The sequence below is a fragment of the Erwinia rhapontici genome (genome assembly GCF_012271765.1).
GTDB classification, from domain to species: Bacteria; Pseudomonadota; Gammaproteobacteria; order Enterobacterales; family Enterobacteriaceae; genus Erwinia; species Erwinia rhapontici.
Window position 1 is genome coordinate 37282 of sequence record NZ_VRKO01000012.1, and the last position, 24053, is coordinate 61334.

At 50.5% G+C, this 24053-nt stretch carries 24 protein-coding genes and 1 pseudogene; 15 read left to right on the forward strand and 10 right to left on the reverse strand.

Annotation, left to right across the window (positions count from 1 at the left end):
• Positions 1–105: 105 nt before the first annotated feature.
• The 3 genes from FVB43_RS10290 (at position 106) to FVB43_RS10295 (ending at position 2855) form a co-directional block, all read left to right on the forward strand.
• Entirely contained in the window at positions 106–1653 is a 1548-nt protein-coding gene (locus tag FVB43_RS10290) for a recombinase family protein (protein ID WP_167863927.1), read from the forward strand.
• Between the two features lie 636 nt (positions 1654–2289).
• Positions 2290–2532, forward strand: a complete 243-nt coding sequence (locus FVB43_RS24610) for a DNA polymerase V (protein ID WP_242462134.1) — start codon at positions 2290–2292, stop codon at positions 2530–2532.
• A complete protein-coding gene (locus FVB43_RS10295; protein ID WP_167863928.1) occupies positions 2532–2855 on the forward strand; it encodes a S24/S26 family peptidase in 324 nt (107 codons plus the stop codon). Before FVB43_RS24610 ends, FVB43_RS10295 begins: the two co-directional genes overlap by 1 nt.
• 705 nt (positions 2856–3560) lie before the next feature.
• On the opposite strand, the gene FVB43_RS10300 is transcribed toward FVB43_RS10295, so the two are convergent.
• Positions 3561–3977: a hypothetical protein gene (locus FVB43_RS10300; RefSeq protein ID WP_167863929.1), complete on the reverse strand. Its 417-nt coding sequence runs from the start codon at positions 3975–3977 to the stop codon at positions 3561–3563.
• A 64-nt stretch (positions 3978–4041) separates the two neighbouring features.
• Here FVB43_RS10300 and FVB43_RS24865 point away from each other — a divergent pair.
• Positions 4042–4276, forward strand: a pseudogene (locus FVB43_RS24865) (DUF2213 domain-containing protein); the annotation flags it as partial.
• A 34-nt stretch (positions 4277–4310) separates the two neighbouring features.
• Here the strand turns inward: FVB43_RS24865 and FVB43_RS10310 are convergent.
• Positions 4311–4865, reverse strand: coding sequence for a hypothetical protein (locus FVB43_RS10310; RefSeq protein WP_167863930.1), 555 nt, complete (start codon positions 4863–4865; stop codon positions 4311–4313).
• Positions 4866–5088: 223 nt separating this feature from the next.
• Between FVB43_RS10310 and FVB43_RS24870 the strand changes: the two genes are divergently transcribed.
• Entirely contained in the window at positions 5089–5154 is a 66-nt protein-coding gene (locus tag FVB43_RS24870) for a hypothetical protein (RefSeq protein WP_422718021.1), read from the forward strand.
• On the opposite strand, the gene FVB43_RS10320 is transcribed toward FVB43_RS24870, so the two are convergent.
• Positions 5132–5740, reverse strand: a complete 609-nt coding sequence (locus tag FVB43_RS10320; RefSeq protein ID WP_167863931.1) for a hypothetical protein — start codon at positions 5738–5740, stop codon at positions 5132–5134. The two genes, FVB43_RS24870 and FVB43_RS10320, sit on opposite strands and share 23 nt — an antisense overlap.
• Positions 5741–6293: 553 nt before the next feature.
• Here FVB43_RS10320 and FVB43_RS10325 point away from each other — a divergent pair.
• Complete coding sequence (locus tag FVB43_RS10325; RefSeq protein ID WP_167863932.1) at positions 6294–6755, forward strand: fimbrial protein; 462 nt, start codon at positions 6294–6296, stop codon at positions 6753–6755.
• 873 nt (positions 6756–7628) lie between these two features.
• Here the strand turns inward: FVB43_RS10325 and FVB43_RS10330 are convergent.
• On the reverse strand, positions 7629–7787 hold the full coding sequence (locus FVB43_RS10330; RefSeq protein WP_159338178.1) for a hypothetical protein: 159 nt from the start codon (positions 7785–7787) through the stop codon (positions 7629–7631).
• A gap of 208 nt (positions 7788–7995) precedes the next feature.
• On the opposite strand from FVB43_RS10330, the gene FVB43_RS10335 reads away from it, so the two are divergent.
• From FVB43_RS10335 to FVB43_RS10345, 3 genes are all read left to right on the forward strand, one after another.
• Positions 7996–8913: a sugar ABC transporter substrate-binding protein gene (locus FVB43_RS10335; RefSeq protein WP_133846497.1), complete on the forward strand. Its 918-nt coding sequence runs from the start codon at positions 7996–7998 to the stop codon at positions 8911–8913.
• Positions 8914–8996: 83 nt separating this feature from the next.
• The gene (locus FVB43_RS10340; RefSeq protein WP_159338176.1) at positions 8997–9467 is read left to right on the forward strand and encodes a ribonuclease domain-containing protein; all 471 of its coding nucleotides are present in this window, start codon (positions 8997–8999) and stop codon (positions 9465–9467) included.
• 1 nt (position 9468) lies between these two features.
• Positions 9469–9753, forward strand: coding sequence for a barstar family protein (locus tag FVB43_RS10345; protein WP_133846499.1), 285 nt, complete (start codon positions 9469–9471; stop codon positions 9751–9753).
• Here the strand turns inward: FVB43_RS10345 and FVB43_RS10350 are convergent.
• From FVB43_RS10350 to FVB43_RS10360, 3 genes are read right to left on the reverse strand one after another with little or no spacing between them, the layout of a single operon-like run.
• Positions 9750–12140, reverse strand: a complete 2391-nt coding sequence (locus FVB43_RS10350; protein WP_167863933.1) for a virulence factor SrfC family protein — start codon at positions 12138–12140, stop codon at positions 9750–9752. The two genes, FVB43_RS10345 and FVB43_RS10350, sit on opposite strands and share 4 nt — an antisense overlap.
• Positions 12137–15121 (reverse strand): virulence factor SrfB, encoded by a 2985-nt coding sequence (locus FVB43_RS10355; protein WP_159338175.1) that lies wholly within the window; start codon positions 15119–15121, stop codon positions 12137–12139. The genes FVB43_RS10350 and FVB43_RS10355 overlap by 4 nt, the downstream gene beginning before the upstream one ends.
• On the reverse strand, positions 15121–16572 hold the full coding sequence (locus FVB43_RS10360; protein ID WP_167863934.1) for an SrfA family protein: 1452 nt from the start codon (positions 16570–16572) through the stop codon (positions 15121–15123). The genes FVB43_RS10355 and FVB43_RS10360 overlap by 1 nt, the downstream gene beginning before the upstream one ends.
• Before the next feature lie 295 nt (positions 16573–16867).
• Between FVB43_RS10360 and FVB43_RS10365 the strand changes: the two genes are divergently transcribed.
• Together FVB43_RS10365 and FVB43_RS10370 are read left to right on the forward strand one after the other, a co-directional pair.
• The gene (locus FVB43_RS10365) at positions 16868–17065 is read left to right on the forward strand and encodes a peptidoglycan recognition protein family protein (protein WP_166653765.1); all 198 of its coding nucleotides are present in this window, start codon (positions 16868–16870) and stop codon (positions 17063–17065) included.
• The gene (locus FVB43_RS10370) at positions 17056–17349 is read left to right on the forward strand and encodes a hypothetical protein (protein ID WP_167863935.1); all 294 of its coding nucleotides are present in this window, start codon (positions 17056–17058) and stop codon (positions 17347–17349) included. Before FVB43_RS10365 ends, FVB43_RS10370 begins: the two co-directional genes overlap by 10 nt.
• Positions 17350–17485: 136 nt before the next feature.
• Here the strand turns inward: FVB43_RS10370 and FVB43_RS10375 are convergent, their stop codons facing one another.
• Positions 17486–18112: a Vat family streptogramin A O-acetyltransferase gene (locus FVB43_RS10375; protein WP_159338172.1), complete on the reverse strand. Its 627-nt coding sequence runs from the start codon at positions 18110–18112 to the stop codon at positions 17486–17488.
• Positions 18113–18295: 183 nt separating this feature from the next.
• On the opposite strand from FVB43_RS10375, the gene FVB43_RS10380 reads away from it, so the two are divergent.
• Positions 18296–18730 carry a hypothetical protein gene (locus tag FVB43_RS10380; protein ID WP_133846506.1) on the forward strand — a complete coding sequence of 145 codons (435 nt, stop codon included), beginning with the start codon at positions 18296–18298 and terminating at the stop codon, positions 18728–18730.
• 135 nt (positions 18731–18865) lie between these two features.
• The gene (locus FVB43_RS10385; protein WP_133846507.1) at positions 18866–19255 is read left to right on the forward strand and encodes a hypothetical protein; all 390 of its coding nucleotides are present in this window, start codon (positions 18866–18868) and stop codon (positions 19253–19255) included.
• A gap of 122 nt (positions 19256–19377) precedes the next feature.
• Here FVB43_RS10385 and mqo read toward each other — a convergent pair whose 3' ends face one another.
• Both mqo and FVB43_RS10395 read right to left on the reverse strand, forming a co-directional pair.
• Positions 19378–21033: a malate dehydrogenase (quinone) gene (mqo, locus tag FVB43_RS10390; protein ID WP_133846508.1), complete on the reverse strand. Its 1656-nt coding sequence runs from the start codon at positions 21031–21033 to the stop codon at positions 19378–19380.
• A 347-nt stretch (positions 21034–21380) separates the two neighbouring features.
• Positions 21381–22241 (reverse strand): aldo/keto reductase family oxidoreductase, encoded by an 861-nt coding sequence (locus FVB43_RS10395; protein ID WP_167863936.1) that lies wholly within the window; start codon positions 22239–22241, stop codon positions 21381–21383.
• Positions 22242–22329: 88 nt separating this feature from the next.
• Here FVB43_RS10395 and FVB43_RS10400 point away from each other — a divergent pair, with 88 nt between their 5' ends.
• Complete coding sequence (locus tag FVB43_RS10400; RefSeq protein WP_422718022.1) at positions 22330–22962, forward strand: TetR/AcrR family transcriptional regulator; 633 nt, start codon at positions 22330–22332, stop codon at positions 22960–22962.
• Between the two features lie 244 nt (positions 22963–23206).
• The gene (locus FVB43_RS10405) at positions 23207–23878 is read left to right on the forward strand and encodes a hypothetical protein (protein ID WP_242462135.1); all 672 of its coding nucleotides are present in this window, start codon (positions 23207–23209) and stop codon (positions 23876–23878) included.
• The last annotated feature ends 175 nt before the right edge of the window (positions 23879–24053 follow it).

Genomic DNA, 24053 nt, shown 5'->3' on the forward strand with positions numbered 1-24053 from the left:
CATCAGCTACAAGTGCTCGCTACATGTAATTCTTAGTTTGAGATAATTGGAATTTGCTCACATATATTATTGTTTTTATTTGAGAAGATATGCATAAATACGACTTTGTTAGGTGAAAATAATGTCAAAAAAGCAATAGCTTACATCCGATTCTCCTCTTCTTCTCAACAGTATGGCGACTCTAAAAGACGTCAGGATCAGCTTATAGATGAATGGATATCACATAACCCTGGATATGAGTTGGATGAAATAACTTATCAGGACTTAGGTTTAAGCGCATACAGTGGGGCAAATGCATCACGTGGAGCATTGGCTGATTTCATTGATGCCGTTGAACATGGTTATATAATGCGCGGTACGGTGCTTTTAGTTGAAAGTTTGGATCGCCTATCAAGAGAAAAAATTGGCGATGCCACTGACAGATTGAAAAGCATTCTCAAATGTGGAATTGATGTAGTAACACTAACTGACCACACTCGATACACTGAGGAGTCTCTTGATGATCCTTACTCATTAATTAAGGCTATATTAATTGCGCAAAGGGCAAATGAAGAAAGCGAAATTAAATCTCGCCGTATGCGTTCAGCCTGGCAGAGGAAAAGGGAAGACGCAGAGAGAACTGGTAAGATAATAACTAAATCATGCCCTCGTTGGTTGAAGGTATCTCCGGGCGGGGATTTTTTCGAACCGATCCCAGAGAGGGTCAAGTCTATTGTGAAAATTTTCAAACTTAGACTTAAAGGTCATTCTCTTAATGGTATTGTAAAAATACTAAATGATAAAAAAGTAGAAACCCTAACCGGGGAGTATGGCGTTTGGAATCCTTCTACAATAGAAAAACTACTGGGAAATAAAGCTCTTATCGGCACCTATGTGCCTTCATATCAAACGATGTCTAAAGGTGTAAAAGACATCCCAAATTACTTTCCTTCCGTGGTTCCCCAGAAATTATTTAATGATGTTCAAGGAATTAGGCTAACACCCTTTGGCAAGGATGCTGTTTATGATAACCCCTACCTTATAAATATCTTTAGATCGTTGATGGAATGCAAAAAATGTGGGTGCTCAATCATAATGTCTGGGATTGATAAAAAAGGTATGGGCTATTATGTATGCCCGATGCGTCGATTGCATCGATGTGATACCCCTGCCATAAGAAGGGATGTTGTTGATGGTGTTTTGATTGGAACACTATTGTTTTGCCTCGATTGGTTTCAGAAAAATAATAACTCATCAGGTAATCATGTCCATCTTGAAAAAAACTTGATTGAGATTCAATTAAAAATAAATAGGTTGATAGAAGCACTTCAATTCGCACCTAATGTTGAATTGCTTGCTAATAAAGTAAGAGAGTTAAATAAAGAACTACAAGCCGGTGAAGCAAAGCTTAGAGCGATGAAATCAAAAGGAACCCCATCCAATAGTTCTGACATCTCTGAAATGGATTTAAGTGAGCGTAGCAATCGGGAGCGCTGCAGAGGCTATGTGCTTCGCCGATTTGAAAAAATAATACTTGATACTAGTGCTGGGCGATGTGACGTTTACATAGCTAATGGGGTTAAGTTGTTGAATTTTCCTCTTTTGAAAACTTTAAACAAACATTCGTTGATAAGTGCAATTGAGTACCTTGATGGCGATACACTTGTTCTGTGAAGTACCGGATTGCCGGGATACTTACATTTATAAGCCTCTATCAGCTAATTCTGTTCTCGGAATGTCAACAGAACAATAAAGGCACTCAATTCAAACATGGGTGATTCATGATGACGGGAACGCCCTAATGGCAAATACCACTTCTGGATTCGCGATAAAAGACTCTATTGAAGCCATGGTGGGTAAGGTCACCGTAACCTTTATAGTAAAGATATACAAAAAACCGGCTAAGGCCGGTTAAGTTTTGCAATCTATCAAGTAAATCATATGTCAGTTCCCTGGTGCTGGTCAGCGCAGGCGATGCGCTTCGTAACTCCACTGACGTACTTGCTATCGGCACTGCGGAGGAAAGCTTGAGGAAAAAAATGCCCGCAAGGGGGTTGGCGGGCGAAATCCTTATTCGTCGAGCCTAGGCTCTTTGAGGTTGACACAATGGCTGTGTCAATTTGAGTTTAGTAGGGCCAATCATAAGTGCAAAATTTAAGCTCAATTAAATCATGAAAATGATAGGAGATTGTATACCCAAATAAATTCCTTATCAGATCATTGCCCTGACAATTTTCCCCTGTTATCCGGTTGATCATTCTCGTTAGCTGATCAAATAATACTGTATATCCAAACAGTATTGAGGTAAGCATGGGCAGGAGAGATGACATTCCGTTAGCATTCAGAGAAAGCATAAAAGTAGAGGCAAGCGGGCGGCGTACGGTCGCTACAGCTGACTTTGTGAAAGCCTTGGCGGAGGTTAACTATCATTGGACTCTGGCCGAGGCCAATCGATGGATAGAGCACTATCAGAGCACATTCCGCGATGTGTCTACAGAGGAAGGTGAGCGTCGGACGTTCCAACTGTTCAATCCGAATAACGGAGGCTTCTGATGGGATTTCCCTCTCCAGCCATGGACTACATTGAAGATCGGCCATGCCTCAACCGGATGTTCGTCCATCACCCGGCAGCGACATCTTTCATTGAGTTCGGTGGGCATAATTACGTCGTTGATGCTGCGCTTACACCCCTTGATGGAGACACGCTGTGTTATGAGATATTCGGGGAACTGGCGATCGGGAAAATGATGGGGGGATGTATCGTGACGCCGGACGGTGATGTGATAGAAGGCGAGGCGTTGAGTGAAGTGATCGTGATGGGGAAGGTCGTACTGACGATTACCCAGCACTATGACTGGGGCTGTCCGACGATTTAGATGTGGCCTGCAAAACCAATGTGTTTATGAACAGTCTTATATGGTTTTTTCTTTGAAATGTATTCTGCAAAACTATTTTTAACTTGATGTTATCTAAGTGATTTATAACAGCAAAAAGAATGGCAACAATCCAGCAAAAGACGAAATTATCAGATAAATATCAATTCGTTACGTTATTTTAGTTACAGTACTGTCGCAGCAGTTTAACGCGCTGACGGGGCCTGCGGCGACGAGCATGCTTTTGACCACGATTTTCTCTGCGCTAACCACACCGTTGTTTATGTTGGTTATGGGTGTGGTTTATGGGTGAGTTTCTATTCTTAACCCCGTTTATCGGTCATTGATTTGCTTTTAGGGCCCAAACAGGTCTGGGTACCGATACACTGGATTCACTAAACCGCAAACAGAAAGTCGGTAGCCTACGAAGGATAGTGCGAGCTATGGGGACATCGTCGATGGTCGCTACGATGGCTCAAACGATAGTGTCCTGGAGCGCATAGATGCGCTGTAAAATACAGTGGCAGTATTGATGGCTAGGCGCACCGGGTGGAGAGTGACTTTAAAGTGAAGATGGGACGGCAAAAACGGCAAACAGTTGTGGTAGCAGAGCCAGTGCATCAGCGCTGAACTCCGCCATATTGTGCAGAACACACCTGTCGGGCAGGTCAATTACTCTGGAAAATTCTCGCTGTTATGCTGAAGTAGTTATTTAATTTCATGAGAACTCTTCTTTTTACTTGGCCAGCTGTAGATTATTAGATACATAGCTAACCATACGCATAACCATGACACTACAATTATTAATAGCGTTGCGGAATAGGAATTTTTCCAGGTTGGTGTGTAAAGCAGGATGTCAATCAAGGCAGCAGCCAACGGAGTGACTGTAAATGCAAATGCTACTGTCTTTGATTGCACTTCATTAAGGTATCCTTTTATAAATCTATCTACCATTAATCCTATGACTGCAAGGGCGCAATAAATTGCATTTAGGTAAGTTATTTTTTCAGATAACTCATTGAGTCTAAGATAAAAAAATGCCCACAAAAACAAAACGCTTATAAAGGCTGAGGTTAACGAAACCTTATCGCTAACAATCGAATTTATATATTTTTTAATAAACATGTAATCATCCGTTATCTTTTTTGAAAAAAACATTTATAACCTTTATTTTAGATTTAATAAAGCTATGAAATACCATTTTAGTCGCCGCCTGGGCGAAACGCGGTACCGACGTCGGTGACGGCTCATTGCCCAGCAAAGACGTGCCTGTTGCCCGTATCGGCTCGCAGCTGTAAGCGCACGCGACCTGCCAAGATGCATATTGTGAAATCGTCGGTGAGCGTAAAGCTGACGAAGTATTCAGCCCGGAAACGCTGGCCTCTTTCGAGGGCATGACAGTCACTGTCCTCCACGCTGAGGATAACGCTAAGGGGAGTGACAACAAGGCCACCCCCCCTATGCTTTTCTGTACCAGAGCGTAATATCACTACTGGTCGCAGAAATGATGAAATCACCATCCCAGGAAAATCCTGTGCAACGGAAATAGTCGGAAATGAGTTTGAAACATCCTTCCTGATGACCTTGGCACAATGCATCTTTATTTGGTGGGCACCAGATTAAGACTTCAAGAGGCCATTCTGGTGATACTCGTTCCAATGTTTCACCGTAATGATTATACATTGGTAATCCGCCACCACATTGGCCAGCAATGGAGATCTTTTCACCAGCTAATGGCCCTATGCCATTGCATGTGAGATTGATGGGATCGTACCAGTCCCCATATTCTTCAAAATCTCTGGCAACCTTTTCGCCAGTAATGCAGTTGAATACTCCTCGTCCTGAGGAAGATATGACCAACAACAGGTGATTATATCGCTGAGAAAAACCGATCTCTGTTAATCCCCCGACGGCAATCTCTACACAGGGATGCCATTCAGGAGGATGATCAGGAATATTAAGCAATGACTTAATATAGTTATTTTCATGCTTTTTTTTACGCCAGCCAAACATTTATGTTCATCTCTACAAAAGTAAATATCTAAGTTCTCTGACTTTAATAATACCATACGTAACTCAGATAACCTCTGACGGCTACAGTCAGATTTATTGCTGGCCGAAAGGGGGGCAACGTAAGCTCGAAGTAATGTACCATCGGCACCGTCTGCGTGGATGGTGCTACCAGCCCACGACTTACTGATACACTAAACGGGATTATTTTACCTTCAGACAGCGAATCGAAACCAGCACAAAGATGATCGTCGGATTGCAGCAGTACATCAAAGAGCAGTGCTTGAACTAGTCTTTGTATGACAAAATTCCATGTGCGTATGAAGCTGATAAAAACCGATGCATTTAGAGATCGTGCGTCGAATGAATGAGCTAATAATAATTATAAGCTTAATTCTATTAGGAGTCTCTTTTGACTTAAAGGAGAAAAAACCTTTGCTAGTACCATTTGCATTAAAAAACTCTGCACACTCATCATCGAGATGTAAGTCAGAGTCATTATCCATATTACGTACCAAGTCTGCAAGAGATGCTATTAAATTTTTATTGATGGCTTCAATTGTTATTTTGTGAGCAAGATCATTTCTCAGGCCGTTAAATTTATCGAGAACTCTAAACGATTTCATGGGTAACCCAAGCCTCTCAGCTAATTCAAGTTTTTTAAAGTAATTTAGTTTAAATGGCCTGCCTGTATCTGGTTTGGGATCAAATAGATTTTCTTTTCCAATAGATGCACAAATGAAGGCTTCAAGGAAATTTTCTGTGATCAAATGAAGTCTTAATGCGACACCAATATCATCTTTACATTCAGTTGAGGCGATCAGCGCTTTATGTACTGACTTGTTATCAAAAAGCTTCTGAAATATAAAAATATTCATATGTTCCTTTAAGTGATTCATCAAATAGAAAGGCTATTAAGCATTAAATTATACTTGATAGACCTGCGGAGATGAAGAAGACAAATGACGGACACCTAAGTGGAAGGTGGGGAAGAATTTGTCGTAAATTATTGACGGCACTGACGCTGGTGATATAGTAACCGCATTCTGAACAGTTACAAGTATCGTGTTCTTTATACCATCGAGAATCACACTGCTCATGTGCATATTTTCTGTAGCACCAGGGAAGATTTTAACCGGCTGCTCTATCTGGTAATGATGTCCTGACCCTGGCCTTTCCTTTTACAGGTAATGCACATCTTCTTGCAGCTAGTCGCTTAAATCGTTCCTATGGTTCAGCATATCCCGAGCTCTGCCAGGCTGTATATCGGAGAATCTCTACCTTCACCAAGAAAGTGCCATCCCTTACACAACAACACTCTGTCGCACAATTACTCACCACGTGGTGATATAGTGGCAAGGCGTCATCAGCGCTAAGTGATAACCAGGTAAATACAATTACTTTTATTAACAGTGTATTAAAGGAGTTCTTATGTCTAACGGAATGGTTAATTTCAAAGCAAAAGTTATCAGTGGGTCAATGACCCTTCCACTCGTGCGTCGAGCTATTGAGTCGGCCGAACCGGGGCGACCAGATATTAATGTGGATATGGGGCAGGTGAGTGAAAGCCTTTTCACTATGGTGGATGAAACGGCCTCAGGCGTGATATTTGAAATACGGTTTAATAACCCGGATGCGCAAAAAGTGAGTATTACTTTCAACGGCGTTGCCTCCGACGTCATCGATGGGGTTATCGGTACAACCAATCCCACGGTGGGGGTTCAGTTGCAAGACGATGACGGCAATATTGTGCCAATAAACGAAGCACGCGACTATCCAGTTTACCCAGGGCCAAACGTGATCAGGTTCACATCCAGCCTGATTGCCACGCACGTCCCTGTGATGGCAGGCCCTCTTGTCGCCAATGCCGTCTTCACCCTGGCGTACATGTGATAGTGAGTGAGCTAAACGTCAGCCCCGGCATCGTCCGGGGCTGAGTTGTTACTGTGGAGGCGCAAACCCTTCTCTGATGTATTCCTGCAGTTCGGCCCCGAAGTACCAGGCAACCAAACCCATTCCAATCACGACGATCGTGATAATTTTCTTGTTCATGGCGACGACATCCTGTGTTGAGAGGGGCATACCTGAGGTATCCCATAAAATATGACAGGCATAAACCTGTACAGGCTAAGTTCTTTCGGTTTGCCAGTGGCACACACCATCAACACGGAGCGATCGGAAAAAACGATCGACCTCTACGATAAATCGCATTGTCGTGGCGGTTTTAAAATCCACAGCGAGCAACTGCTCTGCGGGGATGGGGCCAGTTTGAGGTAAGCCGGACGTCACGCGACAGGACGTCGCGTGCCGAGGCCCGCATGGATGCGGCCGTTGCCGTTCCGGCGTGCTCAAACTGGCCTCAGACCTGAAACCAGACTGTCAGCCACAAATAACCGGGGATCCTTAAGGCCTTATCCTGCCATGTGTGGTGCAGATGCTGAAGTGTTAAACAGGCTTTCATGCTGTAATTTTATTTTATGCTACTATACGTACAAATAACCTGCAATTAGAAGCATAAACATGCTGAATATTCAGTGCCGTGTCTCGCGTTTTCCGAGGGGAGTAATTTCGGATCTGGCATAATATGCTGTTTGGCCTGGTGTGAATCGGTCATGCAGAGGAACCACTCCCGATCGTCAGGCATAAAAAACCCGGCTTTCGCCGGGCGGTATAATCTGCACCATTAACGGAACCAGCAATGATCCCGGGCTAAGAATAGCCTCAGGTCAAAAAAGCGCCAGTAAGAATGAGAAATATAATTTTTTCTTAACCCACCACTATGCCAACCACGAGATTGACCAGTCCTGCCAGCAGCATCGTAGCGCCAGGGATCAGATAGTTTTTGTCTTTTTTACGCAAGAAAAGGGCGATAAAGAACAGGCCGATAGCCAGTAGTGGCAGGGCGGTGAGGATAAATGTCGACATGCTGACTCCTTAGCAAAACATCTTTCAGTCCAGTGAGAATAGAAAGCACTATAACCCAAACGCTGACACTGAACGCTAAAGCGTGACCGATGTTATGGTTTCGTTAAATTTCGATTGCTGACAAACCATTTATTTCATTATCCTCTAAATGTGGTTATTGCATTTCATTTAACCCGTGCGAACATCTTGCTGCCTCTGGAGAATAATAATGAAACATATGAAAAAACTGCTGCTGGTTGCGGCGTTGAGCTGCTCCACTTCTGCACTGGCTGAAACCATTGGTGTTTCAATGGCCTACTTCGACCAGAACTTCCTGACCATTATTCGCCAGGCCATCGATAAAGAAGCGAAGGCACGCGGGATCACCGTACAGTTTGAAGATGCGCGCGGCGACGTAGGGCGTCAGACCGATCAGGTTCAGAGTTTTATCAGTGCCGGTGTGGATGCGATTATCGTTGACCCGGTCAACTCGGCGGGCACCCCGGCGATGACCAAACTGGTCAGCCAGGCCAAAGTGCCGCTGGTGTATGTTAACCGCACGCCAGGTGATAAAACGCTGCCGCCGGGCGTGGTGTTTGTTGGTTCTGATGAGAAACAGTCAGGCACCTTGCAGATGGAAGAGCTGGCGCGTCTGGCTAACTATCAGGGCAAAGTGGGCGTGATGATCGGTAACCTCAGCGATGCAGGTGCGCTGCAACGTACCAAAGACGTTGAACAGGTGGTAGCCAAGTACCCGAAAATGAAAGTGGTGCAGAAGCAGAGCGCTAACTACTCGCGCAGCGAAGGGATGGACCTGATGCTGAGCTGGATCACCAACGGTGAAGAGATCGATATTGTGGCCGCCAACAATGATGAAATGGCGATTGGTGCCATTATGGCACTGCAACAGTCCGGTAAAAAAGACAGCAAAGTGCTGGTGGGCGGGATTGATGCCACGCCGGACGGCCTGAAAGCGATGTCCTCCGGTAAAATGCAGGTCACGGTATTCCAGGATGCGGTAGGCCAGGGCAAAGCCTCTGTGGATGTGGCCCAGCGCATGATCAAAGGCGAAAAACTCGATTCCTATCACTGGATCCCGTTTGAGCTGGTCACCCCGGAAAATATGAAAAAGTACGAAGAGAAGTAATCTTTTCTGCCAGCGGCCCTGAGAACAAGGCCGCTGTGCATTTTTCCCCTCGCTCCGCATCGTCGTTTTGCTAAACTGCTCAAATGAATAAAAAACTCATTATTGCCGCTATCTTGGCGATCGTCGCCAGCTACGCCGGTCTGCGTCAACAGGGCGAGTCGCGTGCGCCTGCCACCCGCCATGAGCAACCCGTATCCCGCCAGCAGAACGGCAGCAACGACATCAGCGCGCTGACGCAGCAACAGCGCGTGGCGGACTATCTGCATCAGCACCAGCGGCTGCCGGACTATTACATCCGCAAAGGGGATGCGCGGCGTCAGGGCTGGGATCCGTCCAAAGGCAATCTGTGTGACGTGCTGCCTGGCCGGGCAATCGGGGGCGATCGCTTCAGTAATCGTGAAGGGGGCTTGCCGGAGAAAAACGGACGGCACTGGTTCGAGGCTGACGTTAACTATCAGTGCGGGCGGCGTGGAACGGATCGCATGCTCTATTCCAGCGATGGCCTGATCTATGTGACCCGCGACCATTACCGTCACTTTGAGCAGGTGAACTGAGATGCAGATGGCGACGTTCGATTTACAGCAGGTGCGCGACAGCGACGATTTCTACCGTCAGTTTGCGCTGAAATTTGACCTGAGCTATTTCGGCAACAATCTCGATGCGCTGTGGGATATGTTAACGGCGGGGATTGAACTGCCCGTGCGCATCACCCTGCGACATCTCGATCGGCATCCGCAGCGGGCGGCGCTGGAGCGTATTCTGGCGGTGATGCAGGAGGCAGAGCAGGAAACCGGCGGGGCATTCAGTGTGCGTGTCAGCCGAATGCCCGCGGGAGATTAGCGGCGGATAACCTTCAAAATTTGCGCCAGTTTCTCGCGCTGTTCCAGACTGATTTCGCGCGAAGCGGCATAACCGGCATTCTGCACAATCATCTCATTTAACCCCACCAGCCAGTCGTAAATATAAAACGCTGCATGGTTGTTGGGCTTCAGTGCCAGGCGCGTCAGGCGCTGGCCTGGTCCGAGGTTGACGGTCTGCGCTTCCGGTTTGGCAAAAATCTTCTGCCCCCGGTTGATGCGGCTTTCCGGGCGCTGCGCTTCCGGCAACTGCTGGAACCCGAGCCAGGCGACAAAATCACCCAGCACGCTGAGCGCCCTGGAGACCTGGCGGTCGGCAATCTGCTCTGGAGGCAGCCCTTGCGCATCGCTGTCGGCCAGCACGCGCATCAGGGAACCTTCTAATTCCTGGCGCACGCTGGCGGTGATCAGCTCTTCGGTCAGCATCTCCAGCGTGGGCTTACTCACGCCTAACAACTCGAGCAGTGGGCCGTTGTCCGGCAGCAGGCGCAGCTGATTCACCCAGTGGCGATACACGCTCTGCGCAAACTCCGCTTCCTGATCGACGACGGGCACGCTGTGATAGCTGGTCTGTACCGCAGTGAGCGGTTCGTCGCTGAGCAGGTCGATGGTCATTCCGATGCCAAAAGGATCGTCTTCGTTGATGCTGTACTCATCGGCAGCGGTGCGTTCGGTACGCAACTGACGTTGCAGGAAAAGATGGCGCAGCGTATCGCGTACCGGCACCAGGCGCTCCAGCAGTTCACCGTGCACCCCGGTACGGGTTTGCAGGGCTTTTAACAGGGATTCCGCAATACGCAGACGCTCCGCCGGATCTTCCCCTTCGGCTGCCTGATACCAGCGACCAAGCAGATTTTCACTCAGTTCGCGCTGGATCTCGGCACGCTGTGTGGCAATACGCGCCAGTTTGCTGTCGGTGCGCACTTCATTGACCAGATAGCCCGCCATACGCTGCACGCCTTTCTCATCCATCGCCAGCATGGCGCCCCAGGCATCACCCGGGTTGCCAACAAAGCGCTGCACGGCGGCATCATGATTGTGGCCGTGAGTAATGCGCTGATCGAACGGGGTCATCGCCCAGATCAACCCCGGCTTACGACCGGTTCGCTGCGCGGTGGTCTCGCCCTGGGTCTGTTTTACCCAGAAGTCGAGCAGGCGGCCAATATGGCGGGTTTCATTACGGTGAGCCGAGGCGCTGCACACCAGCAGATGGGTCACATCCTGCTCAATGGCTGCACGCTGTAACAGGAACGGGCGACGAGCCTGTAAAAACTCCAGCGCCAGTTCGTGATGCTCGTCGTCAGGCAACACGGTTAATTCGATAAAGCCCGGGAAATCGAGCAGGTCGACTTCGGTAAACAGCTCTTCACGCGGCGCGCTATAGAGCGGCAGCAGCACTTCACGGCTGAGCAGCGTCAGTTCGGCCAGCGCCACGCTGACCGGGGCGAGTGCGCGACCGTTATGGCGCGGCACCACCTGCAACGTCAGGTCGGCTGTGGCATTAAACTGGCTGACCCCGGAGCTGTTTAACAGACTGTAAGAGGGTTCATCCAGCACGCTTAACGGTGCCAGCACCTGCGGCACGCAGGAGAGGTGATGCAGCACGTGTGCCAGCTGGCGATACAGCGCCGTCAGCTGACGATCTTCGCCCCACAACAGGGAGAACAGTCTGGCGCGGTCGTCAACACCCAGCTGCGGTGCGAGTTCAACGGCCTGCGGCCAGAAATGGCTGTCCAGCGCGCTGCTGCGCGCCAGGCTGATGGTCAGTGCATCCCACAACGCCACCATCTGATGGCGGTTAATGCCTGCAACCGGTTCCGGCTGGCGATACATCGCCACGTTTTGCACGCGTTCGCCCAGCTGGGATTCATCCAGTGGCGTGACAGTGTCACTGCCACGTTGCGCGTATTGCAGTGCCAGCACCGCCACCAAATCACATTCGGTCAACAGGGAGAGCTGTACCGGCCAGTTGCTGTCGCTGCTCTGCTGCTGGCCGCTGAAGCGCTGCACCAGATTCGCTGTATGCTGCTGTGGATTGAGCTGGCTGGCGTAATCCACCACGCTGTTACCCAGTGCACATTCCAGGCGGCCTTTCTCGCTGGATGCCAGTGCACCAATCAAATAGGACTTGCCCGCCTGGGCCAGGCCAAACAGCCCAATGGCACAGTTCAGCGGGGTATTCCGCGCCAGTACGCTGGCATGGTTATGCTGACGCAGCAGTTTGATCGCCAGACGATCCGCTTCCATATTCAGGCGAGGCGCCTGCGAACGGTTCACATCCAGCCAGGCCAGCGCCTGCTCAATGCCCTGGGTCAGGGCATCACGTTTTTTATTCGCCTGTGCGGTCAGGATTTTATTCAGAGATTTCATTTCTTGTAGACGCTCCCGCTGTCAATCCAGTAATGCGCCATACCTGAAGCGCTGCTGGCCAGCGTATTCAGACGCAGGCGCAGATGCTCCAGCGGCACCTGGCTGCCATCATCCAGAGTGGCATCGGCAATATCAAACCGTTCCGGGCCAAATTCACCAAACGGACGGCTGACCGCCAGCTTGATACGTAACACTTTATCGCCCGCAACGCTGCGCGCCAGCTGAGAATCCACAATGGTCAATGTATAGAGCGGCGAAGCAGGCCAGCGGTCGTTATCCAACTGACGGAAGCCAAGCGTGATGGCCCCGCGCACCTGGAAGCGGCTGCGGACATCCAGCGTGAAGTTGTGCTGATCCAGATCGATATCACTGTACCAGACGTTTTCGGCCGTCAGTGCGCCGGTGCCGTCGAGCATGCCAAGATAGCGGATTGTTGAGTACGGCTGGAAATCACCGGCTTTAAACCAGAAGTTAGCCAGTCGCAGGTCAAGTGACAGCAGGCATAGCATCGCACCCACCGCCGCCGTTGATTTCGGGTTCTCGATTTTTCCCTGCTTGTTGAACGGATACCAGTCATTGGTGTGGTAGCCATCCAGCGACAGAATGCGGCTGACCGGCAGCGGTTGCAGATGGCGGAACAGCGCCTGAACACCGGGGAAGCGCGAAGGGCGCCCGGTCAGCAACAGCACGTCACAATCATAAACCGCCACCACTTCGGACATGGAACGCAGGCTGTGCGTGATATTCATACGCGGGGAGAGGAACTCCGCATGCAGTTTGCTGAGGCGCACAATCAGCGGCACCGAGAGAATATCAAAGCCTTTGGCTTCGCCCGGCAGCTCGCGCTGGATCTCGCGGTTAATATAGTCGAGTAATTTTTCCGTCGGTGCCTGTGCCAGCAGTTCACCAAAGCGGGCATCAATTTCAGCCGTCAGATCGAGCGGGTCGAAAGTCTCATAGGCTTCGAGGATCGCCTGGCCCAGCGGAATAAACAGTTGTAATGTCACCTGCTGACGCAGCGTGGAGTGCCCGTCAAGACGGCCTTCATGCCCGAACAGACGCGTCATCACTGCTTCCGGATTGACCATGCCTGCCTGCTTAAATGCACCCTGCAAAGCGGGCAGCACGTACAGTTGGATCACATCCAGCAGAATATCGTCACCCGCCAGCTTAAAGCCTTCACGGAACAGCAGGCGCGGCATGATTTTGACGTTGTTGCCCACGCCGTCGTCCAGGCGGTACTGGGTAATCGCCAGGTCGGTGGTGCCGCCGCCAATATCAATGGAGGCAATGCGCAGCGTTTTGCCCGCCGGTTCATCGGCGGCGCGCGCGCGATCCGGACGCGCCATGCTGGCGAAGAAGGCTTCGGCACGGCCGCCAAAGTTCACCTGGGTTTCGTTATACAGGTACACCATCTGCCCACAGGTGGCTTCATCCCACTCCATCTGCACATCCGGCACCGGTACGCTGCTTTTGGCTTTATCAGCGGCGCTGGTGAAATCATCATCCATCGGGTGCCAGCCCATCGCTTTCCACACCAGTGCAATGGCTTCCAGCATCCGGCGGCGGAAGATCTCACGTTCCGGCTTTGGCATCGCCGACGGCAGGGTGAGGATAATATTGCGCAGCTGGCGCGGGGCGCTGCTGTGCAGCATCTTCTGGCGTTGCAGCGGGCTGTTCATCTGCAACAGCGCCTGCGCCAGCAGTTCAGAAAGCATCAGGCTCATCACCGAACTGCGGCTGTAGTGCGGCGCGAACACCGGCAGGCGTTCTTCCAGCGGAATGCTGTAGAGCGGCTGGCCCTCGTCATTGATCAGATAGGTCAGCGGCAGTGCCGTCGCCAGCGGTTCCTGCAACACATTGCCCGGCGTGCGGCTGAAGCGCCAGCCCGGCGTATAGCTCTCTTCATCCCACAGATAACGACGCGGGCTGGAGAGACCGGTGGCGCCTTCAGTGCCAAGGCGCTGTAACGCCAGCTGCCCGGCTTCACGGCCGACGCGGGTAATGGAAGGCCAGATAAAGGCATCATCACGGCCACTTTCCAATGAGAAGTTCTGCTTACCAAAACTGGCCTGGGCGAACTCCACCCGGCTTTCAAACAGCTCGTTATACAGCTGATGCGGCTCGCTGAGGTTACGCATCTGCAATTCGTAGGTGTGCTTCAGCCCCTGATGATCGTCAACATGATCTTCCACCATGATGCCGCAGGTGTGTGAGTTGCCGACGTCGAGGATCAAATCAACGGCAATGGCGGGTTCCTGAAGGGTGGCCGCGCTGATTTTCAGCTCCGGCACGGAGAGTTGCTGACCGAGCAGATGCAGAATATTCAGATAGTGTGCCTGGTACTCGAACTCACGCAGTGATGCTTTGATGTTCACCTGCGGGCGCTGTTCCAGCGTGGCGGCTGCCTGAGTAAAGGCCTCGCGCAGCCAGCCGTCAATCCAGGTGTGATCGAGAAACTCACCCAGTTCATCGCTGCGATGGGCCAGCGCAAAACTGACGCCGTTCTTCACATCGTTAACGTTCAGCGCCAGCGATTCATCCTCTCCATCGGCCCAGACTTTGGTATCGAACGCCAGCACCACGCGGTGAGTATTACCATTGGCGTCCGGCGTATCCAGTGCCACGATGCGCACGCGTGCCCAGTTATCCGGCCCACCAATAAAGGTGCGAGGAGGATTAAAACGGAAGAACGGCAGCGGCAACCACTGACCGTTAAGCAGCGTCAGCGACTGTGCCAGCGGGAAGCTGAATTCGGGTTTCACCACTTCCGGTGGTGTGCCCGCCGCCTGTGGCAGCAGGTATTTCCCGGCCTGCGCGTGATAATTCAGGCGCAGCAGCGGGCCATTCGCGGTCTGACGGACAAATTTTCCCGGCCAGTCAGCGTTCAGATCCGGGTTTAACGCAAAGTCGAGGAACTGAATGCCGCTGTTCTGAACCAGCGTCATATTCGGTTTGAAGTCAGCAATTGTCGCCAGCATTATGATTTACTCTCACGCTTCATGGTCATTGGCAGCACGGTGTCGTCGTTATAGCGGCCACTGCATTCGGCAGCACCAGTCAGACCCTGTTTACACACCAGTTCCGGCATCTGATAGCGGGAACCGTCGGTGCAGCGTGCTTTGGTGCGGCTGTTAATCACCAGGTTACCGGAAGACATCAGCCCGGCAAACACATCCACCTTACAGGTGACGCCACTTCCCTGGGTAATGCGGGCAGTGCCTTTGCCGTTTTTCAGCTGATATTTCAGCATCGGTGGGGTGCCGGTCGGCAGGTTTTTCTGCACCAGCACACGCCAGTTGCCGTTGAGGAATTTCGTTGAACCAATCTTAACGGCATCCTGCGGCATCACCAGGTCATCTTTGCCTGCCGGACGCGCATCCGAGACCGCTTCAGGGGCCGGAGCAGGCTCTGTCGCTGCTACCGCCGGGGTAGCTGGAACAGGTGCAATCACTGCTGCGGCCAGCGGCAGTGTGGTGGTTTTCACCGGAACCACCGCCGCGGCGCTCGCGACAGGCTGAGGTTCCGGTTGTGGTGCGGGTTCAGCGGCCGTTTGTTTGGCGATGGGCGCATCATGCGGTTCTTCTGCCGGTTTGTCGCTGCGGTTTTTCAGCTGCACGCCAAAGGTGATCAGCAGAGCAACGGCGGGCAATACCCAGCTGTAACGCAGCCAGATTTTAGCTTTCGGTTTCGTGGTTGCAGCGGCAGGTGCCACTGGAGCAGACTCTGGCTCGGATTCCTCAACCGCTTCTGGCTCATCGATAATTTCCAGTGCTGGCATCGGCGGAACCACCACCGGAGGCGGCACCGGAACAGGCGCGGCCACAGCAGGCTCGGGCGCGATCAGCGGGGCAATCACCGGGGAGACTGTCGCGGCAATCGAAGTCGGCGTGACCAGCGGCGCAGCAGCAGGAGCCAGGCGCGACAGACTGAGGGACGGCACATCATCTTCTTCAATGCGCAGACAGTCGAAGACATCCTGACGTGATTTTTTATCCAGGCTGACAAAGCCCCAGAAGGTAATCACCGGTTTGCCACCGACAAGGTAAACGTAGTTTTGATCGGGGAATTGCAGGGCTTTGTTGAGCAGGGCGCCAAACAGTTTCTGGCTGGGTTTATCCGACTGCTGCGCACGTTCGCCGATGTCGGCGATGGTGGTCTGACAGGCCAGCAGTTGATTCAGTGCTGCGGTGCGCGCGCTGTTGCTGGCAGCGGCCCAGGAGGTGACTTTTCCCTCCACCGGGGAGTACCAGTCAAGGCGGTCTCCGGCATCGTTCGGCTGCGGGATAGCCAGGCAGTCGGCAACCTGCGATTGTTTTCTCAGGCGCAGGGTTTCGCGCAGTTGCAAAGCCGACAGATAAACGGGCTGCCCGTTCTCACCGAGGGCGAGGATAGCGTCGAGATTACCGCTGCGTAAGAAGATTTTTGCCACGCAAAGAGACCTTATAGTCAGAGTTCGGAAGTAAAAAGCGTGTGTAATCAGACTATTTTAGTTGTACGTGACTTAAATCAAATGCGCAAATAAGCAATAAAACAGGTGAGTACTTAGGGCATAACCCGGTGATCTGGTGAAGATTTCGCCAGTGCTGGTGACCATCGTCATCTGTCGACTGCTGACTGCATGTTCAGTTCTGATATACAGGTTATATTAGTTTCATTAATGACTTCTAATATTGAATCGCATAATATCGCATTTTTGGGATCTCGCCCGCGATGGAGTCGTAAACGTGTTAATCGTAGGGCGTACTGCTGGCCCTAAAAATAAAGAGGTTTATGAGGCTGTTACAGATAAACAAAATGAGTCTCTTAAATGGCTTGTTTCTGAGATTGCTTCTAAATTTAATGTTCCTATGACTGAGGTTTACAGGCATCCTGATATAGGAAGGAAAAACAAAACGGAAGCGAGTACAGCAAAATGGAAATAGCAAAATACTTACTTTATGCATTTACACTACTTTCCTTATCTGCTGAGGCAGCAAGAGAAGTAGCACATGTAAAAATTATCAAGAGTGGTTACTTCGATGAAATCGATAAGGAAGATCCTTACAACTACGCCGAGGGATGTAAATTATTTAAACCCACCAAAGAGAAACTTATCAACTACTTCTCTAAAGCTGAAGAAAATGGATACGGATGGATGCACGAGTATTACACGCTTTGCATCGCCTCTGGCACGGTAACGTTTAAGGACGGCTCTTATGGGGATTAGGTAATGCACGATAGTGGTTATGGATGGGTAACCTTTAAAGATAAGAAGAATGATGGAAAGGAAGTGTCTTTTCTTCATGTCAATAATGGATGGGGGTTGGAATAGAAATACCCCCCTCTGTTACCCGGTCCATTCGTTATTGCCGTAAACGCACAACATCACCGCCACTGATCGCCGCCAGATTCTGCGTGATCTTCTCTGGCGACCAGTCCCACCAGGCGATTTTCTCCAGCTCGGCAATCACTTCATCGCTGAAACGCTGACGGATCACCTTCGCCGGGTTTCCTCCTACAATGCTGTAAGCAGGAACATCAGACACCACCACTGAACGTGATGAGATAATCGCGCCGTTACCGATGGTGACGCCGGGCATAATCAGGCAGTCATAACCCATCCACACGTCATTACCCACGCGGGTGTCGCCTTTATAGGGCAGGTCACCAGGCTCGGGCGCAGCACTTTCCCAGCCGTTGCCGAAGATAAAGAAAGGGAAGGTAGAGAGGCCGGAGGTCTTATGATTGGCGCCATTCATGATAAATTTCACCCCGCGCGCCAGGGCGCAAAATTTACCAATAATCAGCTTATCGCCGATGAACGGGTAGTGATAAAGCACATTACGCTCAAAGTTCTCTGCACCTTCCGGGTCGTCGTAATAGGTGTAATCACCAATCAGGATATTGGGGTTGCTCACGCTATTTTTGATAAAGCAGACCTGCGGAAAGCCAGGTAAGGGGTGAAGAGTGGCGGGATCGGGTCCGTGCATAGATACTCCTGAAATGAAATCCTGAGGGGCAGTATAGACCGCAGGCCCGGATCGGGTTCAAATCGGGCGCAGCAGATGTAAACTTCTCGTAAATTAAGAACAACCCTAATCAGAGACGGGTGTTTTTAGCCTGGTGCAGGAGTATTATAGCCGTCTGAAATTACGCTGAGGATAGACCGCTTCATGTTTTCTCGTTCCACGCTCGCCGCGCTCACGGCCACCTTAATGCTGGCAGGTTGCAGCCACAAAACAACGCAGGCCCCGGCAACGGTAGATGTATCTGCCGCCGAAGCGACACCTGCGGTTTCCGCGTTTGCTGCCGGCCCGACGCAGCTTAACGTGACCCACGTTATCTCCCGTGCTGACGATGGCTCCTCCGTCATCCTGACCATCGACGGCGTTGAAGCCGGTACGCTGACGCGCGGAGAAAACAAAGAACTGTTTGTTCCTGAAGGCAAGCATAAGGTCGGTGGCTATGTTCAGACACTGTTCGGCCTGGGCCGTGTGACCATTCAGTCGGTGGAAGTCACCACCAAAACGGATCAGGCAACGCATGTGTCCTATTCCGTCACCAAAAACAAACCCGCGTTTACCCTGACAGAAAAAGCCGCAGGCTGATGCTGTTCTTACCCTGTTCCACGCAAGGAACAGGGTAATCGCCCCCATTCTCAGACGATCCCTAACCCTGTACTGCCGATCTCTCCGCACTGAGCCGCTATAATGGTCAGTTCATTTTCCGATGGAGAGTCTTCCATGTTATATCGCCTTACCCTAACCACCCTCACTGCCGCACTGCTATTGACGGGTTGCGCGCGCCAATCCGTAGAGGTTCCTGACGATCAGTATGCCCGAGGCCCCACGCAGATTAACGTGTCGCATATTGTGACTCAGACTGATGATGGTTCTGCGGTCGTCGTCACCGTGGATGGACGAGATGCGGGGGTTCTGGACAATGGCGAAGGGACACTGTTGCATGTGCCGGAAGGCAAACATAAAGTCGGTGGCTACGTGCCGACGTTGCTGGGCCGCGTGACGATCCCTTCGGTGGATGTCACCACATCACACAATGAAGTGACGACGGTGGCCTATTCGGTCGCACGGGATAAAGCGGCGTTTAGTGAAGTCGCCCGCTTACCTGGATAAAAAGCCAGGATAAAAAGCCTGGATAATAAAAAGGCAGGGATAGTAAAAAAGAGAGGAGCAGGAAAGCAGGGAGAGCAGAACAGAAAGAAGATTGCCCCTGGAACAGGCCAGGGGCAGGGCGATTACAGCGCCATATCGTGTTGCGGGCTTTCGGCACGCTTCTCAGGCTGAGAAGGAGCGTCAGACGGCTTAGTATTGTTCATATCAATCACCGGTGGTTTCACCAGCTGCAGGGTCGCTGCGGTATCATCCCACACCTGCTGAGTCAGCGCGGTGTTGCCATTCAACTGCTGGCCATAGCTTGGAACGATAGTGCGGATCTTGCTCTGCCACTCGGGTGAGTTGAACTGCTCAGGGAACAGCTTTTTCATCACGTTCAGAGTGATAGGTGCTGCGGTGGAAGCACCCGGAGAAGCACCCAACAGGGCCGCCAGGGTTTTCTGCTGATCGGTCACAATTTCAGTACCGAGTTTCAGCACGCCGCCTTTATCTTCATCTTTCTTGATGATCTGCACGCGCTGACCGGCCTGAATCAGTTTCCAGTCTTCTTTACGCGCATTCGGGTAGTACTCTTTCAGCGCTTCAAAGCGGTCGTTGTCATCCAGCATCACCTGACCAATCAGGTATTTCACCAGGTCGAAGTTATCCATACCCACGTGCGTCATTGGCATAAAGTTGCTGGTGGTGGTGGTGCTTAACAGATCAAACAGCGAGCCATTTTTCAGGAACTTGGTAGAGAAGGTCGCGAACGGCCCAAACAGTACCACGCGCTTACCGTCAAGGTAGCGGGCATCCAGATGCGGTACAGACATCGGTGGTGCGCCTACTGACGCCTGGCCGTAGACTTTTTCAGTATGCTGTTTGGTAATCTCAGGGTTTTCGCTCACGAGGAACGAACCACCCACCGGGAAGCCTGCATAGTTATCCGCTTCCGGGATGCCGGTTTTCTGCAGCAGCTTCAACGCACCGCCGCCTGCACCGATAAAGACGTATTTCGCATCAACGCTGTGCTCTTCACCGCTTTTCACATCGGTGATGGTCACGTGCCAGGAGTTATCGGCATTACGTTTAAAATCGGTGGCTTCCGCTGAGGTTTCCAGCGTGAAGTTTTTATCTTTCTTCAGGCTGCCGATCAGCTGACGGGTGATTTCACCGTAGTTAACGTCAGTTCCGACCGGGGTCCAGGTGGCAGCGATTTTCTGATTAGGATCGCGGCCTTCAATGGTCAGGGGTGCCCACTGTTTAATTTGATTTGGATCGGTAGAGAATTTCATTCCCTGGAACAGCGTGGTCTGCTGTAACGCTTCATAGCGTTTGGTCAGGTAATTGACGTTGGTGTCACCCCAGACGAAACTCATATGTGGCGTGGAATTAATAAAGGAGTGCGGGTTATTTAAAATGCCGCGTTTCACCTGTGCGGTCCAGAACTGGCGGGAAATCATAAACTGTTCGTTAATTTCCAGCGCCTTGGACACATCAATGGAACCGTCTGGACGCTCTGGCGTATAGTTCAGCTCCATATTTGCCGAGTGACCCGTACCGGCATTGTTCCAGCCGTTAGAGGATTCAAGGGCCACGCCGTCCAGCTTCTCTACCATCAGCTGTTTCCAGCCTGGCTGAAGTTCCTGTAACCAGGTGCCAAGGGAGGCGCTCATGATACCGCCACCGATCAGCAGTACGTCGGTTTTCTGCGTGGCAGGGGTTTCAGCCCAGGTACTGGTGCAAACCAGTAAAGCTGACAGAGAAAGCAGGGGAATCGTTTTTTTGGAGTTAGACATTTTAAATAACGCATCAATATAGGTTAACAAATTGAGGTGATATTTTAGCGCAATTTAACGAAAAGTTAATAACTATTTATTATGTTTAAATCAAATCACGAAATTAATTTAATTACTTAACGTTTATTTTAATTACTCGTCAGGTTTATTTAGTTTTAAAACACAAAATAGAGGGTTATTAATTGGCTGAAAAAGCATGAGAAAAAGAATAATCAAGCTGGCGATTACCGCCAGCGCAATAAGGGCAAAAAATGAGGGGGAAGTCGACGGCAGCGAAGGTTCATTTGCCGTTTTTTCCCCTCATTTTCCCCATTGATGTGTTGTTCCGGGCGGTACAGCATGAAATGTTAACCGATGCGATTTAATGCATCCAGCACGTCGTGCGGCAATTCGAGCTGTGCGCTCGCCAGATTTTGCTCCAGGTGAGCGAGTGATGAGGTGCCGGGGATCAGCAGGATATTGGGTGAGCGTTGCAGCAGCCACGCCAGCGCCACCTGAAGCGGGGTGGCCTCACAGGCAACGGCCGCCTCGCTCAGTGCGGCGCTCTGCAAAGGAGAGAACCCGCCGAGCGGGAAGAAGGGCACGAAAGCGATGCCGTCTTGTGCCAGCTGGTCAATCAATGCGTCATCCTGACGATGGGCGAGGTTATACATATTCTGCACGCACACGATCGGCGTGATACTGCGCCCCTGGGCGATCTGGGCTGCTGAGACATTACTCAACCCGATATGGCGAATCAGTCCCTGTTCTTTCAGTTCGAGCAAAGCCGTCAGTGAGGCTTCAATATCGCCTTCGGCAGGCTGGAACATATCAAACATCAGCCGCAGGTTAACCACATCCAGTACCTCTCGCTTCAGATTGCGCAGATTATCATGCACCGCGCTTTGCAGTTCCGCAAGGGACATCGCCGGGTTCCAGGAACCGTCACTGCCGCGCACAGCACCCACTTTGGTGACAAGGGTCAGGTCATCCGCATAGGGATGCAGCGCTTCGGCGATCAGCTGGTTGGTGATGTGCGGGCCGTAAAAATCACTGGTATCGATATGATTAATCCCGCTTTCCACCACCGCCCGCAGCACGGCGATGGCGGCCTGGCGATCCCGCGGCGGCCCGAAAACATGGGGACCAGCCAGCTGCATCGCACCATAACCCATGCGGGTGACTACGCGGTCGCCAAGTACACAGGTTCCGGCATTTTTTATCGTCATTGTCAGGCTCCAGATCGAGGTTGTAGAAAAAACCGTAAGGTGTTCCAATAAAATACGAATAATTATTCAGGTTGTGAATTCGCATATGATGAACGACAACGCTAAGGGACTTGAAGCGCGCAAACAGCCGCGGCAGGCGCGATCGCAGGCCACCGTTGAGGTGATCCTCGAGGCGACTATTCAGGTTTTGCTGGCGGAAGGGCTGCCCCGGTTGACCACGATCCGCGTGGCCGAGCGGGCTGGCGTGTCGGTGGGGACGCTGTACCAGTATTTTCCCCAGAAGCAGGCGCTGCTGTTTGCGCTGTTACAACGCCATCTGGAGAGGCTGGTAAGCATAATGGAAGGTGCCGCGTTATCCGCACAGGGTCAGCCACTGGCAGTGATGGTGAAACATATTGTCAGCGTGTTTATGCAGGTGAAAACCGAGAACCTGCACGAGTCGGCGGCGCTGTATGCTGTCGCCAGCGAACTGGATACGCGCAGCTATGTGCGCAGCGTGGAAGCGCGCAATCGCCTGGCGCTGGAAACGATGCTGGACAGTGCCAGCGACAGGCGGTTTGCCGATACGCCGGGGGTGACGTTTGTGTTTATGGGCGCACTGATCGGGCCGATACGGCTGCTGCTGGAAGGCGACCCTGAGCAGCAGGATATGGAGCGTCTTGCAGGCCAGCTCGAACTGTTATGCCTGAGCTATCTGGAGCACGTTTCGTTGCCACGCTGAGCGTGGCTCAGCTCTGGGCTGAGGTGAGCTCTTCAGCCTTATCTGTATGAATGACGGCTTGATGCAGGTTTAGTGTATTTCCATCAGATTAACAGTGATCTTAGGATGGTTATCTTAATTTGGACAATTATGATTTAAACATAGCATAATATAATTGACTTCACTAGTCTCGGAAATTTACTATAGATAAAAAATTAGAATAAATTATAATGGTTTTTTATTCCTAAATAAAAGAATTTTATTGATGAGTGAAAGTGATTTTTCTTCCTGTAAATTTATGACGAAATCTCCTTCGTGGGGGATCATGGATATTCTTATATGGAAAATAGTACCAGACACATTCGGTGGTGGGGTTGGATATATTCAAAGGTTTAAGGACGCCTGGGTATCTCATAATAGCTTAAACATAAGAATGGCATCTTTAGAGTATAAATTACCAGCAGAGTTACTGGCAGGTGTGTGTTGGATAGAAATTGCTGGTGATCCAAATTTCATAGATAAAGTTGCATTCGAGGTAAGGTCTTTTGATTGGAGTGGTCCAGAATTTATTGATAGAAACTTTACGGTAACAAACCCACCGGAAAAGACATCTTTCGGCTTTGTAAGCATACAGTTAAGAACAGCAGCAGCCACATTAGGGCTTGATGTAAGAAAAATGAATACATCTCAACTCAGAATGTTGGCAGATTGTATTGAAAGAGATAGTTATAATATTAGACTTGTGGCGCGACATCTTAGACAGTTGGCAGACTATGATCGTTTACCGTCAACATTAAGAGAAGAAGATATTAAAATAATTGGCGCGAGATATAATAGAGGTATTAGGCCAACATTAGAAGAGATAAAAAGAAACACTAATTACGGTGATTTTATTGTACGAAATTGGAAAAAATTTCATAAGCTAGTATGGAGGTAACATGAGGGTTTTATTAAGGATTTGCATTTTACTTATTTATCTTTCTGCTATGCTTTTATTGTATGTACTTGGTGTTGATAAGTACTCATGGATAAGTGAAATGGACCCTTCGATGTCTCCTCACTCTATTGTTAATGATTCAAGTAATCAGCATCTTGTTTCCTCTATACTGGTT

Coding starts and splice junctions, on each gene's coding strand:
- FVB43_RS10320 (WP_167863931.1), bottom strand. CDS start 5,740: ATGAATATTTTTATATTTCAGAAGCTTTTTGATAACAAGTCAGTACAT.
- FVB43_RS10355 (WP_159338175.1), bottom strand. CDS start 15,121: ATGCTGGCGACAATTGCTGACTTCAAACCGAATATGACGCTGGTTCAG.
- mqo (WP_133846508.1), bottom strand. CDS start 21,033: ATGTCTAACTCCAAAAAAACGATTCCCCTGCTTTCTCTGTCAGCTTTA.
- FVB43_RS10375 (WP_159338172.1), bottom strand. CDS start 18,112: ATGCACGGACCCGATCCCGCCACTCTTCACCCCTTACCTGGCTTTCCG.
- FVB43_RS10370 (WP_167863935.1), top strand. CDS start 17,056: ATGGAAATAGCAAAATACTTACTTTATGCATTTACACTACTTTCCTTA.
- FVB43_RS10385 (WP_133846507.1), top strand. CDS start 18,866: ATGTTATATCGCCTTACCCTAACCACCCTCACTGCCGCACTGCTATTG.
- FVB43_RS10335 (WP_133846497.1), top strand. CDS start 7,996: ATGAAACATATGAAAAAACTGCTGCTGGTTGCGGCGTTGAGCTGCTCC.
- FVB43_RS10340 (WP_159338176.1), top strand. CDS start 8,997: ATGAATAAAAAACTCATTATTGCCGCTATCTTGGCGATCGTCGCCAGC.
- FVB43_RS10395 (WP_167863936.1), bottom strand. CDS start 22,241: ATGACGATAAAAAATGCCGGAACCTGTGTACTTGGCGACCGCGTAGTC.
- FVB43_RS10310 (WP_167863930.1), bottom strand. CDS start 4,865: ATGTTTGGCTGGCGTAAAAAAAAGCATGAAAATAACTATATTAAGTCA.
- FVB43_RS10330 (WP_159338178.1), bottom strand. CDS start 7,787: ATGTCGACATTTATCCTCACCGCCCTGCCACTACTGGCTATCGGCCTG.
- FVB43_RS10295 (WP_167863928.1), top strand. CDS start 2,532: ATGGGATTTCCCTCTCCAGCCATGGACTACATTGAAGATCGGCCATGC.
- FVB43_RS10325 (WP_167863932.1), top strand. CDS start 6,294: ATGTCTAACGGAATGGTTAATTTCAAAGCAAAAGTTATCAGTGGGTCA.
- FVB43_RS10405 (WP_242462135.1), top strand. CDS start 23,207: ATGAGTGAAAGTGATTTTTCTTCCTGTAAATTTATGACGAAATCTCCT.
- FVB43_RS10350 (WP_167863933.1), bottom strand. CDS start 12,140: ATGAAATCTCTGAATAAAATCCTGACCGCACAGGCGAATAAAAAACGT.
- FVB43_RS10400 (WP_422718022.1), top strand. CDS start 22,330: ATGAACGACAACGCTAAGGGACTTGAAGCGCGCAAACAGCCGCGGCAG.
- FVB43_RS10380 (WP_133846506.1), top strand. CDS start 18,296: ATGTTTTCTCGTTCCACGCTCGCCGCGCTCACGGCCACCTTAATGCTG.
- FVB43_RS24610 (WP_242462134.1), top strand. CDS start 2,290: ATGGGCAGGAGAGATGACATTCCGTTAGCATTCAGAGAAAGCATAAAA.
- FVB43_RS10345 (WP_133846499.1), top strand. CDS start 9,469: ATGCAGATGGCGACGTTCGATTTACAGCAGGTGCGCGACAGCGACGAT.
- FVB43_RS10300 (WP_167863929.1), bottom strand. CDS start 3,977: ATGTTTATTAAAAAATATATAAATTCGATTGTTAGCGATAAGGTTTCG.